Source organism: Streptomyces gobiensis (genome assembly GCF_021216675.1).
In the GTDB taxonomy this organism is placed as follows: domain Bacteria; phylum Actinomycetota; class Actinomycetes; order Streptomycetales; family Streptomycetaceae; genus Streptomyces; species Streptomyces gobiensis.
The window spans coordinates 1,322,394-1,337,008 of record NZ_CP086120.1 but is presented as its reverse complement, the minus strand read 5'-3'; the positions used below and the strand labels follow the sequence as shown (position 1 = coordinate 1,337,008).

16 protein-coding genes are annotated in these 14,615 nt (G+C 68.3%); 12 read left to right on the top strand and 4 right to left on the bottom strand.

Features of this window, described 5'->3' with window-relative positions; all coding sequences use genetic code 11:
* Position 1: 1 nt before the first annotated feature.
* From ybeY to era, 6 genes are all read left to right on the top strand, one after another.
* On the top strand, positions 2-499 hold the full coding sequence (gene ybeY, locus test1122_RS06265; RefSeq protein ID WP_232268164.1) for an rRNA maturation RNase YbeY: 498 nt from the start codon (positions 2-4) through the stop codon (positions 497-499).
* Positions 496-1,803, top strand: coding sequence for a hemolysin family protein (locus test1122_RS06260; RefSeq protein WP_232268163.1), 1,308 nt, complete (start codon positions 496-498; stop codon positions 1,801-1,803). The genes ybeY and test1122_RS06260 overlap by 4 nt, the downstream gene beginning before the upstream one ends.
* 96 nt (positions 1,804-1,899) lie before the next feature.
* Positions 1,900-2,751 (top strand): hypothetical protein, encoded by an 852-nt coding sequence (locus test1122_RS06255; RefSeq protein ID WP_232268162.1) that lies wholly within the window; start codon positions 1,900-1,902, stop codon positions 2,749-2,751.
* Entirely contained in the window at positions 2,732-3,097 is a 366-nt protein-coding gene (locus tag test1122_RS06250; protein WP_422396934.1) for a cytidine deaminase, read from the top strand. Before test1122_RS06255 ends, test1122_RS06250 begins: the two co-directional genes overlap by 20 nt.
* 5 nt (positions 3,098-3,102) lie before the next feature.
* A complete protein-coding gene (locus tag test1122_RS06245; protein ID WP_232268160.1) occupies positions 3,103-3,510 on the top strand; it encodes a hypothetical protein in 408 nt (135 codons plus the stop codon).
* Complete coding sequence (gene era, locus test1122_RS06240) at positions 3,507-4,442, top strand: GTPase Era (protein WP_232268159.1); 936 nt, start codon at positions 3,507-3,509, stop codon at positions 4,440-4,442. The genes test1122_RS06245 and era overlap by 4 nt, the downstream gene beginning before the upstream one ends.
* A gap of 29 nt (positions 4,443-4,471) precedes the next feature.
* Here the strand turns inward: era and test1122_RS06235 are convergent, their stop codons facing one another.
* Positions 4,472-4,891: a CBS domain-containing protein gene (locus test1122_RS06235; protein WP_232268158.1), complete on the bottom strand. Its 420-nt coding sequence runs from the start codon at positions 4,889-4,891 to the stop codon at positions 4,472-4,474.
* Between the two features lie 243 nt (positions 4,892-5,134).
* Between test1122_RS06235 and test1122_RS06230 the strand changes: the two genes are divergently transcribed.
* The gene (locus test1122_RS06230) at positions 5,135-6,448 is read left to right on the top strand and encodes an LCP family protein (protein ID WP_232268157.1); all 1,314 of its coding nucleotides are present in this window, start codon (positions 5,135-5,137) and stop codon (positions 6,446-6,448) included.
* A gap of 13 nt (positions 6,449-6,461) precedes the next feature.
* Here the strand turns inward: test1122_RS06230 and test1122_RS06225 are convergent, their stop codons facing one another.
* A complete protein-coding gene (locus tag test1122_RS06225; protein WP_232268156.1) occupies positions 6,462-7,109 on the bottom strand; it encodes a TerB family tellurite resistance protein in 648 nt (215 codons plus the stop codon).
* A 230-nt stretch (positions 7,110-7,339) separates the two neighbouring features.
* Positions 7,340-9,112: a 2-isopropylmalate synthase gene (gene leuA, locus test1122_RS06220; RefSeq protein ID WP_232268155.1), complete on the bottom strand. Its 1,773-nt coding sequence runs from the start codon at positions 9,110-9,112 to the stop codon at positions 7,340-7,342.
* 279 nt (positions 9,113-9,391) lie between these two features.
* Here leuA and test1122_RS06215 point away from each other — a divergent pair, with 279 nt between their 5' ends.
* The 4 genes from test1122_RS06215 to test1122_RS06200 all read left to right on the top strand — a co-directional run bounded on the left by test1122_RS06215 (position 9,392) and on the right by test1122_RS06200 (position 12,032).
* Complete coding sequence (locus test1122_RS06215; protein WP_232268154.1) at positions 9,392-9,646, top strand: protealysin inhibitor emfourin; 255 nt, start codon at positions 9,392-9,394, stop codon at positions 9,644-9,646.
* A gap of 14 nt (positions 9,647-9,660) precedes the next feature.
* A complete protein-coding gene (gene recO / locus test1122_RS06210) occupies positions 9,661-10,410 on the top strand; it encodes a DNA repair protein RecO (protein ID WP_232268153.1) in 750 nt (249 codons plus the stop codon).
* A 48-nt stretch (positions 10,411-10,458) separates the two neighbouring features.
* Positions 10,459-11,292, top strand: a complete 834-nt coding sequence (locus tag test1122_RS06205) for an isoprenyl transferase (protein ID WP_232268152.1) — start codon at positions 10,459-10,461, stop codon at positions 11,290-11,292.
* 95 nt (positions 11,293-11,387) lie between these two features.
* A complete protein-coding gene (locus tag test1122_RS06200; protein WP_232268151.1) occupies positions 11,388-12,032 on the top strand; it encodes a Uma2 family endonuclease in 645 nt (214 codons plus the stop codon).
* Between the two features lie 63 nt (positions 12,033-12,095).
* Here test1122_RS06200 and test1122_RS06195 read toward each other — a convergent pair whose 3' ends face one another.
* On the bottom strand, positions 12,096-13,478 hold the full coding sequence (locus test1122_RS06195; RefSeq protein WP_232268150.1) for a glycine--tRNA ligase: 1,383 nt from the start codon (positions 13,476-13,478) through the stop codon (positions 12,096-12,098).
* Between the two features lie 135 nt (positions 13,479-13,613).
* Between test1122_RS06195 and test1122_RS06190 the strand changes: the two genes are divergently transcribed.
* The gene (locus test1122_RS06190; protein WP_232268149.1) at positions 13,614-14,609 is read left to right on the top strand and encodes a metal ABC transporter substrate-binding protein; all 996 of its coding nucleotides are present in this window, start codon (positions 13,614-13,616) and stop codon (positions 14,607-14,609) included.
* Positions 14,610-14,615 lie beyond the last annotated feature (6 nt).

The following is a 14,615-nucleotide window of genomic DNA, read 5'->3' as shown; positions in this document are numbered from 1 at the left end:
CATGTCGATCGACGTCAACAACGAATCCGGCGAGGAAATCGATGAGCAGGCGATCCTCGACATCGCCCGCTACGCCCTGGGCCGGATGCGTATCCACCCGCTCTCCGAGCTCTCGGTCATCGTCGTCGACGCCGGCGCCATGGAGCAGCTTCATCTGCAGTGGATGGACCTGCCGGGACCGACCGATGTGATGTCCTTCCCGATGGACGAGCTGCGCCCGCCCGCCAAGGAGGAAGAGGAGGCCCCCCAGGGACTTCTCGGCGACATCGTGCTCTGTCCGGAGGTCGCCAAGCGGCAGGGCGAGCAGGCACCGACGCAGCACTCCATGGACGAGGAGCTCCACCTCCTGACCGTCCATGGCGTGCTGCATCTGCTCGGCTACGACCATGAGGAGCCCTCCGAGAAGGCCGAGATGTTCGGTCTGCAGAAGGCCATCGTCGACGGCTGGCGGGCGGAGCGCGGCCTGACGGGCCCCTCCCCGGCTCCCACCACGACATGACCGCCCAGCTTCTCGCCGCCGCCGTCCTGCTGACGGTGATCGCCTGGCTGGCCGCCTGCGCGGAGACCGGGCTGGCCCGTACGACCAGCTTCAGCGCCGAGGAAGCGGTACGCAACGGGCGGCGCGGCAGCGCCAAGCTCGCCGTGGTCGCCGCCGACCCCACCCGCTACCTCAACCTGGCGCTGCTGCTGCGCGTCGCCAGCGAGATGGCGGCCGGGGTGCTCGTCACCTTCGCCTCCATCCGGTACTTCGAGGAGACCTGGCAGGCACTGACCGTCGCCATCACCGTGATGGTGCTGGTGTCCTTTGTCGCCGTCGGAGTCTCACCGCGCACCATCGGCCGGCAGCACCCGCTCAACACCGCCACCGCGAGCGCCTATGTGCTCGTCCCGCTGGCCCGCGTGATGGGCCCCGTCCCCCAGCTGCTGATCCTCCTCGGTAACGCGATGACGCCCGGTAAGGGCTTCCGCAAGGGCCCCTTCGCCTCCGAGGCCGAGCTGCGCGCGATGGTCGACCTGGCCCAGTCGGAGCAGCTGATCGAGGACGAGGAGCGCCGTATGGTGCACTCCGTCTTCGAGCTGGGTGACACGCTGGTGCGTGAGGTGATGGTGCCGCGCACCGACCTGGTCGCCATCGAGCGGTACAAGACCATCCGCCAGGCGCTCACCCTCGCCCTGCGCTCCGGCTACTCCCGGATCCCGGTGACCGGGGACAACGAGGACGATGTCGTCGGCATTGTGTACCTGAAGGATCTGGCCCGGAAGGTGCACATCAGCCGGGATGCCGAGTCCGAGCTGGTCTCCACGGCGATACGGCCCGCGGTCTTCGTCCCCGACACCAAGAACGCGGGTGATCTGCTGCGCGAGATGCAGCGCGACCGCAACCATGTCGCGGTCGTTGTCGACGAGTACGGCGGCACCGCCGGAATCGTCACCATCGAGGACATTCTGGAAGAGATCGTCGGCGAGATCACCGATGAGTACGACCGTGAGCTGCCGCCCGTCGAGGAGCTGGGCAAGGGCAGCTACCGGGTCACCGCCCGGCTCGATATCGGCGACCTCGGCGATCTCTACGGCCTCGACGACTTCGACGACGCGGATGTCGAGACCGTCGGCGGGCTGCTGGCCAAGCTGTTGGGCAAGGTCCCCATCGCGGGCGCCACTGCCGTGGTCGACGTCTCCACGGACCGCGCCGACCCCACCCTGACGGGGCTGCGGCTCACCGCCGAGTCCACGGCGGGCCGCCGTAACCACATCGACAGGATCCTCGTCGAACCGGTGCGAGCAGAATTCGAGGCGGTCTAGTCCGAGGCGGTCTAGGCAGCCCTGGCTGCCCGGCCCGTCACCCGGCTGGCCGTACGGCGGTGGCCGTCGCCCGGTTGCGATGGCCCCATAGAGACCATGGGCCCGTACATACGCTCCGCCTTCGCTGCGGCCGGCCTCACTGCGACCGGCCTCGCGGCCAGTTTCGCGCTCGGCCTGCTGGCCACGGGCTGTGCAGGCGTCCAGGGTTCTCCGGAAGCGACCAGGACGGGCTCGGTGACCGAACCCCGCGAGCCACGGGGCAAGCCCACCGGGCTCGATGAGGAACGGCTGCGGCTGGGGCTGCTCGACCTCAACGACCTTCCGAGCGGCTGGGCCACGGACAGCGAGCGGGCGGCCAGGAAACGCGGAATCGGCGTCCCACAGCCCGCCGAAGGCTCTTGCCGCGCACTGTTCCAGAGCGCCACGGACAGCGCCGGCACCAGCGCGGAAGCCCGTTTCGCCCGCAGCCGTACCGGGCCGTTCATCACCACCGGGGCGGGTGCCTACACCAACGACCGAACGGCCCGCAGCGCTCTGGCGGCCTTTCGGAAGGCGGCGGGGGAGTGCGCGAAGTTCCAGATCACCGAAGGCCCGGGCGAGGACGCTGAGCCCGTTACCTACGAAGCCAGGAAGCTCGCCATGCCCCGGCTCGGCGATGAGAGCGTGGCGGTGCGCTTCGCCCGCGAGGGCTCCGGCGACGAACAGCTCACCGTGATCGCCGATGTGGTGTACGCCAGGGTCGGGGCGAGCGCCGTACATCTCGCCCACGCGGGCCGCGAAGACTCCGGCGACGACAGCGCGGATGGTGCGGACAGCGTGACGCCGATGGCGCGGCGGGCGGTGCACAAGCTCCGCGATGTCACCGCCCGCCGCACCCCCCGGCCCACCGCGAGCTTCCCGGGCGTCACCAAGCTGAAGAGCGACCCGTATGCTCGCTCGTATGAGTGACGCTCAGCCCATGGACCCCGAAGACCGCAAGATCATCACGCTCGCGCGCAGCGCCCGTGCCCGTAACGCCGTGCCCGAGGGCGCGGCCGTACGCGACGAGACCGGCCGCACCTATGTCGCGGGCACCGTGGCGCTGGCCTCGCTCAAGCTGAGCGCGCTGCAGACCGCCGTCGCCATGGCGGTGGCCTCCGGAGCCAAGTCCCTGGAGGCCGCGGCGGTCGTCTCGGACGCGGACGATCTCGCCGCCGCCGATCTCGCCGCCGTTCATGACCTCGGCGGCCCAGCCACCCCCGTTCTCCTCGCCGCCGCCGACGGCTCGCTCCGCGCCACGGTCAGCGCGGGCTGACCCCGGTGGCCGATTTTCTCAATGAGCGGCGGCTCGGCTGGATCCTGGCTGTCGTCGGCGCCTTCCAGCTGGCCACCATGGCTGTCGACTGGGCCATCGGAGACGGCCTCAACGCCCCCTCCCTGGCCATCGGTCTCTTCCTGCTGCCCGAGGGCCTCCACCAGCTCGCCCGCTCCTACGACAACCGCCCGCTGGCCCAGCGCCTCCGTACGCTCACCGGATACTCGGTCACCCTTGCCGGGGTGGTCCTGTGGTCCGTACTGATCAAGGGCTGGGCCAGCGGCGACGGCACCAACTGGTGGATCCTCATCCCTGCCCTGGCGCTCCTGGCGGCGGGCGCGCTGGCGCTCGCCGGGCTCGTCGCCAAGCGGCGGTCAGCCAGGGCCGGGACATCAGGGAGAATGGCCGCATGAGCGATCCTTCCCCCCAGCCCGCGCACCGCGCTGGCTTCGCATGCTTCGTCGGCCGCCCGAATGCGGGCAAGTCGACCCTGACCAACGCACTCGTGGGCACGAAGGTCGCGATCACCTCCACCCGGCCGCAGACCACCCGGCACACCGTGCGCGGCATCGTGCACCGGCCCGAGGCCCAGCTGGTGCTCGTTGACACCCCCGGTCTGCACAAGCCGCGCACGCTGCTCGGCGAGCGGCTCAACGACGTCGTACGGACCACCTGGGCCGAGGTCGACGTCATCGGCTTCTGTATCCCGGCCGACCAGAAGCTCGGCCCCGGCGACCGTTTTATCGCGGGCGAGCTGGCGGGCCTGAAGAAGACCCCGAAGGTCGCGATCATCACCAAGACCGACCTGGTCGACTCCAAGACCCTGGCCGAACAGCTCATCGCCGTCGACCAGCTCGGCAAGGAGCTGGGCATCGAGTGGGCCGAGATCGTACCGGTCTCGGCCGTCGGCGAGAAGCAGATCGAGCTGCTGGCTGAGCTGCTGGTGCCGCTCCTCCCCGAGGGCCCGGCCCTTTACCCGGACGGCGATCTCACGGACGAGCCGGAGCAGGTCATGGTCGGCGAGCTGATCCGGGAGGCCGCGCTGGAGGGCGTACGGGATGAACTCCCGCACTCCATCGCGGTGGTGGTCGAGGAGATGATCCCGCGCGAGGGCCGCCCGGCGGACAAGCCGCTGCTCGATGTGCACGCGAACGTCTACATCGAGCGTCCCAGCCAGAAGGGCATCGTCATCGGTCCCAAGGGCCAGCGGCTGAAGGAGGTCGGCACCAAGTCCCGCAAGCACATCGAGGCACTGCTGGGCACCCCGGTCTACCTCGACCTCCATGTGAAGGTCGCCAAGGACTGGCAACGCGACCCCAAGCAACTCCGCAAACTGGGCTTCTGACGGGCTGGGCTTCTGACCGGGTCTGCCCGTTACTCGTTGGGTTCGGCGGCGCTGATGTCGCTGAGTGCCGACCCCGGGTCCCGCTCGACTGCCAGGTCCCCGAGGGAAACGATCCCCACCGCACGGCTACCCTCCACCACGGGCAGGCGGCGTACGGCACGCTCGCGCATCAGCTGCACCGCTCGGTCGATCCCGTCATCGGGCGAGACGGCGACCAGCTCGTCACTGCAGGCCTCCTGCACGCTCTTATCGCTGAGATCGCCTTCCTCGGCGAGTAGCCGCACCACCAGGTCACGGTCGGTGACCAGGCCACGGAGCTCATTTCCTTCGGTGACCAGCACCGCGCCGATGTCCTCCTCGCGCATGCGCCTGGCGACCTCGTGGACCCGCTCCTGCGACTCCACCGTGACCGGAGGACTCGTCATGATCTCGCGAACCTGCTGCGCCATCGGATGCTCCTTCCGCTGAACGTGCCCCGGCCAGAACGGTGCCGGCGACGGCCCTGCGAGTACCCGAGCCTGGCGCTGCCGCACACCGGGCAGGCGGCATTTTCCGTTCCGGACCGTCTTTCCGTGCTCAACCGCCGTACGAGCGGGCGCCCAGGGAATCGCCCGGATGGGCGGTAGGGGGTTGCCCGGTGTGTGCGCCGGGGCGGCTTAGCGTACGGGCAGGTTCGGCGTCGGAGGTGCCTCTTGTCCCTACGAGCCCTCCTCACCGCTGGGCTGTGCGCGATCCTGCTGACCGCCGTCGGCCCCGGCCCGCCCACGCACGACAAGGGCCTGAACATCCTGCTGGTCGGCAACGACACCCGTCAGGGCCTGTCAAAGGCCGAGCAGCAGCGGCTGCACGTCGGCCCGGAGGGCTGTGACTGCGCGGACGTGATGATGCTGGTGCACCTCTCCGCCCGGCGCGACCGGGTCAGCGTGGTGAGCATCCCCCGTGACTCCTATCTGCCGTTCGCCCCGCACCGTGAGCCGTCGCGGCCGGACGGGGCGGAGGTCCAGCACTCCGGCAAGGTGAACGCCGCGATCGCGCACGGCGGGCCCGCTCTGGCCATGGACACCGTGGAGCGGGCGACCGGGGTCCGTATCCACCACTACGTGGAGCTTGACTTCACCGGCCTCATCCGGGCCGTCGACGGCTTCGGTGGGGCGCCCGTCTGCACCGAGCGGCCCCTGCGGGACCACTACTCCGGGCTGGACCTCCCCGCTGGATCACACACCCTGGACGGGCTCCAGGGGCTGCAATACGTACGGTCCCGGAAAGTGGGGTCGGGCGTCCCGGGGGATATGGGGCGGATGCGCCGCCAGCAGCACTTCGTCGCCCGGCTGCTGACCGGGCTCGCGGACAGCGGTGCCCTGTCGGATCACCAGCGGCTGCGTCAACTGGCCCGCGTCGTACGCGACTCCGCCCAGGTGGACAAGGAGCTGACCCCCCTCAAGCTGGTGAGCCTCGGCCAGTCGCTGAGCGGGGTCCGGCCGCAGGACATGGAGTTCTCCATGGTGCCCATCGTCGACTTCGACTACCGGGTCCCGGGGTGGGGGTCCACGCTGCTCTGGGACCGCGCCGGAGCGGACGCGCTGTTCGCCAGGCTTCGCGAGGACCAGCCCATCACCGACCCCGGCGACCGCCGGGATCGTCCGGTGCCGGTCGCACTGGACCCGAGCACCATCCAGGTGCAGGTGCACAACGCGACACAGCGGACCGGCACCGGCGGCCAGGCCGACCGTGACCTGCGTGAGCTGGGCTTCGCCACCACCGGCCGCCCGCTGGCGGGGCTACCGGCGGCCCGTCGTACGGTGATCAAGCACGCTCCCGGCCAGGAGCGGGCCGCCCAGACCCTCGCCGCGGCCCTGCCAGGCGCCCGGCTCCAGCAGACCGGAGAGTCAGCCCCGATGCTGCACGCCGTGCTGGGCACGGACTACCAGGGGGTACGGGAGATCCGTTACGACCGCAGCGAGGCCGAGGGCGGCGCGGTCACGGGGGAAGAGCTGAAATGCCTGTAGGAGCCTTCAGGCCTCACGAAGGGGTGCTGGCTGCCGCCAGCAGCCGTTCGGTGTCGGAGGCGCACAGCTGGAGCGCGCTGCCCAGCGCGGCCAGCACCGCTTGTTCGGCTGGCTGATATGGACCGTCGGCCAGGGCGATACGGGCCCCCTGCAGGAGCAGGCTCTCGCGGCCCGACGGGGCGAGGTGCGGGGCGAGCGGGGCCAGCGCCTCATGGAGTTCGATTTCGAGGGTGACCTCAAGGACGGTGCTGTCCACGCTGAGGGCGGCGAGGAGGGTGAGCAGCTGCTCCTCGGAACACTCCGGAAAGCCCGCCGCGCGGATGGTGTCGACGGCGGCCGCCCGCGTCGCAGGAGAGGCGGAGCCGCCGGCGGCGAGGACGGAGAGGGCGACGCTGTGGACCGCGTCGCGGAGCATGGCGGCCAGCAGGGTGGTGGTGGGGTGGTCGAGGGCGTCCATACCGAAGCGGCCATGGCAGGAGGCGCATTCGAGCACGGGGTCCGCGGCACCGCGGGGCAGTACGGGGAGGCCGAGGACGGCCACCCAGCGGCGACCGGTACGGCGCTCGTAGTTGCGGTCCCCACCGCAGGCCGGGCAGAAGAACTCTCCGTCATCGACGGTGTTCCACGCCGTACGAATGCCCGCAATGCGCAACTTGCCCACGCCGCACCTCCATAACACCCCGGCCACACTGCCGTATCGACGTGATGCTAACCACAGGTATGAGGCGCCGTCAGCATCGACTACCGGACAAAACCCGGACCCGTCAGAGCAGGCCCGGGTTCCGGGACAGGGCACAAAAACCCCAGCCATCAATTGAGCAACCCCTACGGCGAGCAACCAGCTCCGCGAGAGCGACTGGGGGCACCTCCCAGACGAAGTCTGGGGGAGGTTTAGCCGCAAAGGGGGGCCGCGCGGTTGACGGCGGAGACCACGGCCTTGATGGAGGCGCGCGTGGTGTTGGGGTCGATGCCCACGCCCCACAGCACCTTTCCGTCGATGGCGCATTCGATATACGAGGCGGCCTGGGCGCTGGCGCCCTCGCTCATCGTGTGCTCGACATAGTCCAGCAGCCGGACGTCGATACCGTTGGCCGCCAGCGCGTTGAAGAACGCGGAGATCGGACCATTGCCGGTGCCGGTCAGCACCGTGGGCTCGCCGTCGACCATGGCTTCGACGGTCAGCGCGTCATGGCCGTCGCTGGTGGTCTCGGTCTGGGCGTTGCGCAGGGCGATCCGGCCCCAGCTCTTGTCGGGGGTGGGCAGATACTCGTCCTGGAAGATGTCCCAGATCGCGCCCGGGGTGACCTCGCCGCCCTCGGTGTCGGTCTTCTCCTGAATGATCTTCGAGAACTCGATCTGCATCCGCCGCGGCAGATCCAGCTTGTGCTCGTTCTTCAGGACGTAGGCGATACCGCCCTTGCCGGACTGGGAGTTGACCCGGATCACCGCTTCGTAGGAGCGGCCGACATCCTTGGGGTCGATGGGCAGATACGGCACCGCCCACTCGATCTCGTCCACGGTCTTCCCGGCCTCGGCGGCGGTGGCCTCCATCGCCTCGAAGCCCTTCTTGATGGCGTCCTGGTGGGAGCCCGAGAAGGCCGTGTAGACCAGATCGCCCGCATAGGGGTGGCGGGGGTGGATCTCCATCTGGTTGCAGTACTCGGCGGTGCGGCGGATGTCGTCGATCTGCGAGAAGTCGATCTGCGGGTCCACGCCCTGGGAGAACAGGTTCATCCCCAGAGTCACCAGGTCCACATTGCCGGTGCGCTCGCCCTGGCCGAACAGACAGCCTTCGATACGGTCCGCCCCGGCCATGATCGCCAGCTCGGCGGCGGCGACGGCGGTGCCCCGGTCGTTGTGCGGGTGCACGGACAGACAGATGTGCTCGCGGCGCGACAGGTTCCGCGACATCCACTCAAAGCGGTCGGCGTGCGTAGAGGGCGTGGAGCGCTCCACCGTGGCGGGCAGATTCAGGATGATCTCGCGGCCCTCCGCGGGCTGCCAGACATCCATGACGCCCTCACAGACCTCCAGCGCGAAGTCCAGCTCGGTGTCGGTGAAGATTTCCGGGCTGTACTGGTAGCCGAACGCCGTCCGGTCGTCCAGCAGCTTCTCGGCGTACTCCACGACCAGCTGGGTGCCGTCCACGGCGATCTGCTTGACCTGGTCCCGGGTGCCACGGAAAACGACCCGGCGGAAGACCGGGGCGGTGGCGTTGTACAGATGCACCGTGGCCCGGTGCGCGCCGACCAGCGACTCCACGGTGCGCTGGATCAGTTCCTCGCGGGCCTGGGTCAGCACCGAGATGGTGACGTCCTCGGGGATCGCGTCCTCTTCGATGATGGAGCGCACAAAGTCAAAGTCGGTCTGGCCCGACGAGGGGAAGCCGACCTCGATCTCCTTGTAGCCCATCTTCACCAGCAGGTCGAACATCTCCCGCTTACGGGCGGGTGACATCGGGTCGATCAGCGCCTGGTTGCCGTCCCGCAGATCGGTGGACAGCCAGCGCGGTGCGACGGTGATCCGGTTGTCCGGCCAGGTGCGGTCGGGGATGTCGACGGCCTCGTAGCCGCCGTACTTGTGAACCGGCATCCCGGACGGCCGCTGACGTACGCTCGCGGCGGTGATGGGCGTGGGACGGCCGATGGAGTCAGAGACGTTCATAAGGGGCTGGGCTCCTGTCGCGGGGTGGCTTCAAGGGCCGACGGTGGCAGCACCGAACTCCGCGGGGAGGGGGTCGGCCTCGACTACAGGCCCTCGCCGCGGCAGCTAAGGAGAAGCAGCCCGAAACGCATGATGTGGTGCAGCTTAGCCGAGCCGTCCGTACTCCGGTGGTGTGTATCAGTATGCGAGACCTGGTAACCATCCCCGCGGTGGTTGATTCATGGGGCCAGGTGGGTGTCACCACCCGGTAAATCCCGCCGAACCGGGAAGGCATTCCCCATGCGCATCACAGTCATCCGTACCGGCGGCTTCGGCGGGCTCGCCCGCCGGGCCACCCTTGAGACCACCGACCCCGAGCTGGTTGACCTGGCCCACAAGGCGCTCGCCGAGGGCCGCGATGTCCGTCCGATCGGCGTCCCCGACGGCTTCAGCTACGAGATCATCGTGGACGACCGCCCCGTCTACTGCGCCGACCCCCACCTCACCGAGGCCGAGAGCGCCCTGATCACCCGGGTACTGAAGGAAGGCGAGTAGGCGAGAATACGGGTATGAGTCTGTTCCGCGACGATGGCATAGTGCTGCGCACCCAGAAGCTGGGTGAAGCGGACCGGATCATCACCCTGCTGACCCGTGGCCATGGCCGGGTGCGGGCCGTCGCACGGGGGGTGCGGCGGACGAAGTCCAAGTTCGGGGGCCGGCTGGAGCCGTTCTCACATGTCGATGTGCAGTTCTTCGCACGCGGCGGTGAGCTGGTCGGCCGGGGCCTCCCGCTGTGTACCCAGACCGAGACCATCGCCCCGTACGGCCGTGGCATCGTCGCTGACTACGCCCGCTATACGGCCGGTACGGCGATGCTGGAGACGGCGGAGCGGTTCACCGACCATGAGGGCGAGCCGAACGTCCAGCAGTATCTGCTGCTCGTCGGGGGCTTGCGGACGCTGGCCGCCGGGGAGCACGCCCCGGGGCTCATCCTGGACGCGTATCTGCTCCGCTCACTGGCCGTCGGCGGCTACGCGCCCAGCTTTGACGACTGCGCTCAGTGCGGGCTGCCCGGTCCGAACCGCTTCTTCTCCGTCGCCGGGGGCGGCGTCATATGCGTGGACTGCCGGGTGCCGGGCAGCGTCGTGCCCTCCCCCGAGGCGCTTCGGCTGCTGGCCGCGCTGCTGACGGGCGACTGGGAAACGGCGGACGCGGCCGAGCCCCGGCACACCCGGGAGGGCAGCGGCCTCGTATCGGCCTATCTGCACTGGCATCTGGAACGCGGCCTGCGTTCCCTGCGCTACGTAGAGAAAATGTGACCGGCTACGCTCGCCCTGAGACTTTCCGACCCTGGAGTTGAGAACCACATGGCACGTCGCGGAATGCTGTCCCGGCAGCGTCGCGTGTCCGACGACTACGCGGCCCCCGAGCCGCACTCCTCCGGTGCGCGGCCGCCGGAGATCCCCGCCGAGCTGGTGCCCAGGCATGTGGCGGTCGTGATGGACGGCAACGGCCGCTGGGCCAAGGAGCGCGGGCTGCCGCGCACCGAGGGCCACAAGATGGGCGAGGCCGTCGTGATGGACGTCCTCAAGGGCTGCCTGGAGCTGGGCGTCAAGAACCTGTCCCTGTACGCCTTCTCCACCGAGAACTGGAAGCGCTCGCCGGAGGAGGTGCGCTTCCTGATGAACTTCAACCGCGATGTCATCCGCCGCCGCCGTGACCAGATGGACGCGATGGGTGTCCGGATCCGCTGGGTGGGGCGGATGCCGAAGCTGTGGAAGTCGGTCGTCCAGGAGCTCCAGATAGCTCAGGAGCAGACGAAGGACAACGACGCCATGACGCTGTACTTCTGCGTCAACTACGGCGGCCGGGCGGAGATCGCGGACGCGGCGGCGGCCATCGCCGAGGACATCCGGGCCGGAAAGCTCGACCCGTCGAAGGTCAACGAGAAGACCTTCGCCAAGTACCTCTACTACCCGGACATGCCGGATGTGGATCTGTTCGTACGGCCCTCCGGTGAGCAGCGCACCTCGAACTATCTGATATGGCAGAGCGCCTACGCCGAGATGGTCTTCCAGGATGTGCTGTGGCCGGACTTCGACCGCCGTGACCTGTGGCGGGCCTGCCTTGAGTACGCCTCCCGCGACCGCCGCTTCGGCGGCGCCAAGCCGAACGAGGCAGCCACGCCCCCGGCCCGCTGACGGGCCGGGAGCGGCTGAGGTGAACGGCCACGGCACTGTCAGTGACAGGCATTTCCCTGTGTCCCGACTGGTTCACTGAGCGGGGAGGGCGCATCATGACAGTGATGCTTGAACGACCGGCGATGCTTGAACGACCGACGACGATAGACGTCCCCGACGGCTCAGCCCGCTTCCAGGCGCTGTGCCGGGCTCTGCTGACCATGGACGTGCCCGACGGCTTCCGGGCGGAAATCATCGGGGGAAACATCGTCATGTCGCCATGGTCGAAGGGCTACTACCACGACATCATGGATTCGATCGTCGATCAGCTGAAGCCGCACGCACCCATGGGGCACCGGGTCTCCTACGCCCCCTTCTTGTTCGCCTTTCCGAAGCAGGAAAGGGGCTACGGCCCCGATATCCACGTCGCCTCACGGAGCGCCTTCCGGACTGACAAGCGCTACATCGACGGTGAGGCGCTGTCCCTCGTGGCCGAGCTGACCTCGGCATCGACTCGCGACACGGACTGGGATGACAAGGCCCCCGTATACGGGAAGAGCGGCGTGCCGGTGTATCTGCTGCTCGACATGCAGGAGAACGCGATGACGGTGTTCTGGAGCCCTTCGTCGCGGGGCTACACCTCACGGCTGACGGTTCCGTTCGGCGAGAAGGTCCACATCCCGGCGCCGTTCGACTGTGAACTGGACACCTCGGAGTTCGAAGCCGCTCCCGAGCAGGACGATCACTCCCAAGCGGGCTGACCAGCACAGACCAGAGCGGGCGCCCACCAAAGCCGTGGGCGCCCGCTCCGCGTTTCCGGCGGATCAGCAGCCGATGAGGCGGCCGCCCAGGTAGGACTCGATCTGGTCGAGCGAGACCCGCTCCTGCTTCATGGTGTCGCGCTCACGCACGGTCACCGCGTTGTCGTCGAGGGTGTCGAAGTCGACGGTGACACAGAACGGCGTGCCGATCTCGTCCTGGCGCCGGTAGCGGCGGCCGATGGCGCCCGCGTCGTCGAACTCGATGTTCCAGTGCTTGCGCAGCGCCTCCGCGAGACCGCGGGCCTTCGGCGACAGCTTCTCGTTACGGGACAGCGGCAGCACCGCGACCTTGACCGGCGCCAGCCGCGGGTCGAGACGCATCACCGTGCGCTTCTCCATCTTGCCCTTGGCGTTCGGCGCCTCGTCCTCGATGTACGCGTCGAGCATGAAGGCGAGCATCGCCCGGCCCACACCGGCTGCGGGCTCGATGACATACGGCGTCCAGCGCTCGCCCGCCTCCTGGTCGAAGTAGGAGAGGTCCTGGCCGGAGGCCGCGGCGTGTGCGGAGAGGTCGAAGTCGGTGCGGTTGGCCACACCCTCCAGCTCACCCCACTCGGAGCCGCCGAAGCTGAAGCGGTACTCGATGTCCGCCGTGCGCTTGGAGTAGTGGGAGAGCTTCTCCTTGGGGTGGTCGTACCAGCGGATGTTGGCCTCCTGGAGGCCGAGGTCCCGGTACCAGTTCCAGCGCTGCTCCATCCAGTACTCGTGCCACTTCTCGTCCTCGCCCGGCTTGACGAAGAACTCCATCTCCATCTGCTCGAACTCGCGGGTGCGGAAGATGAAGTTGCCCGGAGTGATCTCGTTCCGGAAGGACTTGCCCATCTGGGCGATGCCGAACGGCGGCTTCTTGCGCGAAGTCTGCTGCACGGCGGCAAAGTTGGTGAAGATGCCCTGGGCGGTCTCCGGGCGGAGGTAGGCCACCGAGCCGGAGTCCTGGGTCGGGCCGAGGTGCGTGGCGAGGAGACCCGAGAACTGCTTGGGCTCGGTGAAGCCGCCCTTGTTGCCGCAGTGCGGGCAGTTGATGTCGGCGAGACCGTTCTGGGGGAGGCGCCCGTGCTTTGCCTCGTAGGCCTCCTCCAGGTGGTCCGCGCGGAACCGCTTGTGGCAGGAGGTGCACTCGGTGAGCGGGTCGGTGAACGTGGCGACGTGGCCGGACGCCTGCCAGACCTCGGAAGCCAGGATCACCGACGAGTCGATACCGACCACGTCTTCCCGTGAGGTGACCATCGAGCGCCACCACTGACGCTTGATGTTCTCCTTGAGCTCCACGCCCAGCGGTCCGTAGTCCCAGGCGGCTCGCTGGCCGCCGTAGATCTCGCTGCAGGGGTAGACGAAGCCACGGCGCTTGCTGAGGCTGACGATGGTGTCGATCTTGTCGGCGGCCACGGTGCTCTCTTCATTACGACGACGGAATACCTCAGATTACCGGCGAGTGAGGGGCTGGGATCAAATCGGTTCGGCAGTCGCTCACTTCAGGGGGAAAGTTGACAATCGTTTCCATCTGAGACGAAAATCAGTTCCATGAACGCTCGACGCCGTCCTCTCATAGCCACCACCGCCCTCGCCGGGCTCACCACTCTCGGGATGCTGACTCTCTCCGCATGCGGCGGTGACGGCGCGAGCACGAAGAGCGACGGCAAGCTGGATGTGGTCGCGTCCTTCTACCCTATGGAGTTCCTGGCCACGCAGATAGGCGGCGACCATATCTCGGTGAGCACCCTCACCAAGCCGGGTGTCGAACCGCACGATCTGGAGCTGAGCCCCAAGCAGACTGCCCGGCTCGGCGAGGCGGACCTGATCGTCTATCTCAAGGGACTGCAGCCCGCCATCGATACGGCGATCGGTCAGTCCGGCGTCCGGAACATCGCCGAGGCCACCTCCTACACCGAGCTGGAGGAGCACAGCACCGAGGTCCATGGCACCGACGACCACGGTGACGATCACGGTGACGATCACGGCGGCGACGAGCATGACGGCCACGGCCACGACGACGGAGTCGAGGACCCGCACATCTGGCTCGACCCGGTGAAGTACGCCGAGGTCGCCAAGGGCGTTGGCAAGGCGATGGAGAAGGCGGACCCGGACAACGCCGCCGACTACAAGAAGAACACCGATGAGCTGGTCTCCAAGCTCACCAGCCTGGACAAGGAGTTCAAGGACGGGCTGAAGAACACCAGGACCAAGACCTTCATCACCACGCACGCCGCCTTCGGATACCTCGCCGAGCGCTACGGACTCGATGAGGAGGCCGTCTCCGGCCTCGACCCCGAGTCCGGGCCCAGCGCGGCCCGGATGAAGCAGCTGCACACCGTCGCGGAGAAGGAGAAGGTCGACACCGTCTTCTTCGAAACGCTCACCAGCGACACGACGGCCAAGACCCTCGCCAAGGACCTGAAACTCAAGACCGACGTGCTGGACCCCATCGAGGGAATCACGGGCAAGTCCAGGGGTGATGACTACTTCAAGGTCATGCGCTCCAATCTCAAGGCCTTGGAGAAGGCGCTCGGCGCCAAGTGAGGAAGC

Coding starts and splice junctions, on each gene's coding strand:
- ybeY (WP_232268164.1), top strand. CDS start 2: ATGTCGATCGACGTCAACAACGAATCCGGCGAGGAAATCGATGAGCAG.
- test1122_RS06260 (WP_232268163.1), top strand. CDS start 496: ATGACCGCCCAGCTTCTCGCCGCCGCCGTCCTGCTGACGGTGATCGCC.
- test1122_RS06255 (WP_232268162.1), top strand. CDS start 1,900: ATGGGCCCGTACATACGCTCCGCCTTCGCTGCGGCCGGCCTCACTGCG.
- test1122_RS06250 (WP_422396934.1), top strand. CDS start 2,732: ATGCTCGCTCGTATGAGTGACGCTCAGCCCATGGACCCCGAAGACCGC.
- era (WP_232268159.1), top strand. CDS start 3,507: ATGAGCGATCCTTCCCCCCAGCCCGCGCACCGCGCTGGCTTCGCATGC.
- test1122_RS06235 (WP_232268158.1), bottom strand. CDS start 4,891: ATGGCGCAGCAGGTTCGCGAGATCATGACGAGTCCTCCGGTCACGGTG.
- leuA (WP_232268155.1), bottom strand. CDS start 9,112: ATGAACGTCTCTGACTCCATCGGCCGTCCCACGCCCATCACCGCCGCG.
- test1122_RS06215 (WP_232268154.1), top strand. CDS start 9,392: ATGCGCATCACAGTCATCCGTACCGGCGGCTTCGGCGGGCTCGCCCGC.
- recO (WP_232268153.1), top strand. CDS start 9,661: ATGAGTCTGTTCCGCGACGATGGCATAGTGCTGCGCACCCAGAAGCTG.
- test1122_RS06205 (WP_232268152.1), top strand. CDS start 10,459: ATGGCACGTCGCGGAATGCTGTCCCGGCAGCGTCGCGTGTCCGACGAC.
- test1122_RS06200 (WP_232268151.1), top strand. CDS start 11,388: ATGACAGTGATGCTTGAACGACCGGCGATGCTTGAACGACCGACGACG.
- test1122_RS06190 (WP_232268149.1), top strand. CDS start 13,614: ATGAACGCTCGACGCCGTCCTCTCATAGCCACCACCGCCCTCGCCGGG.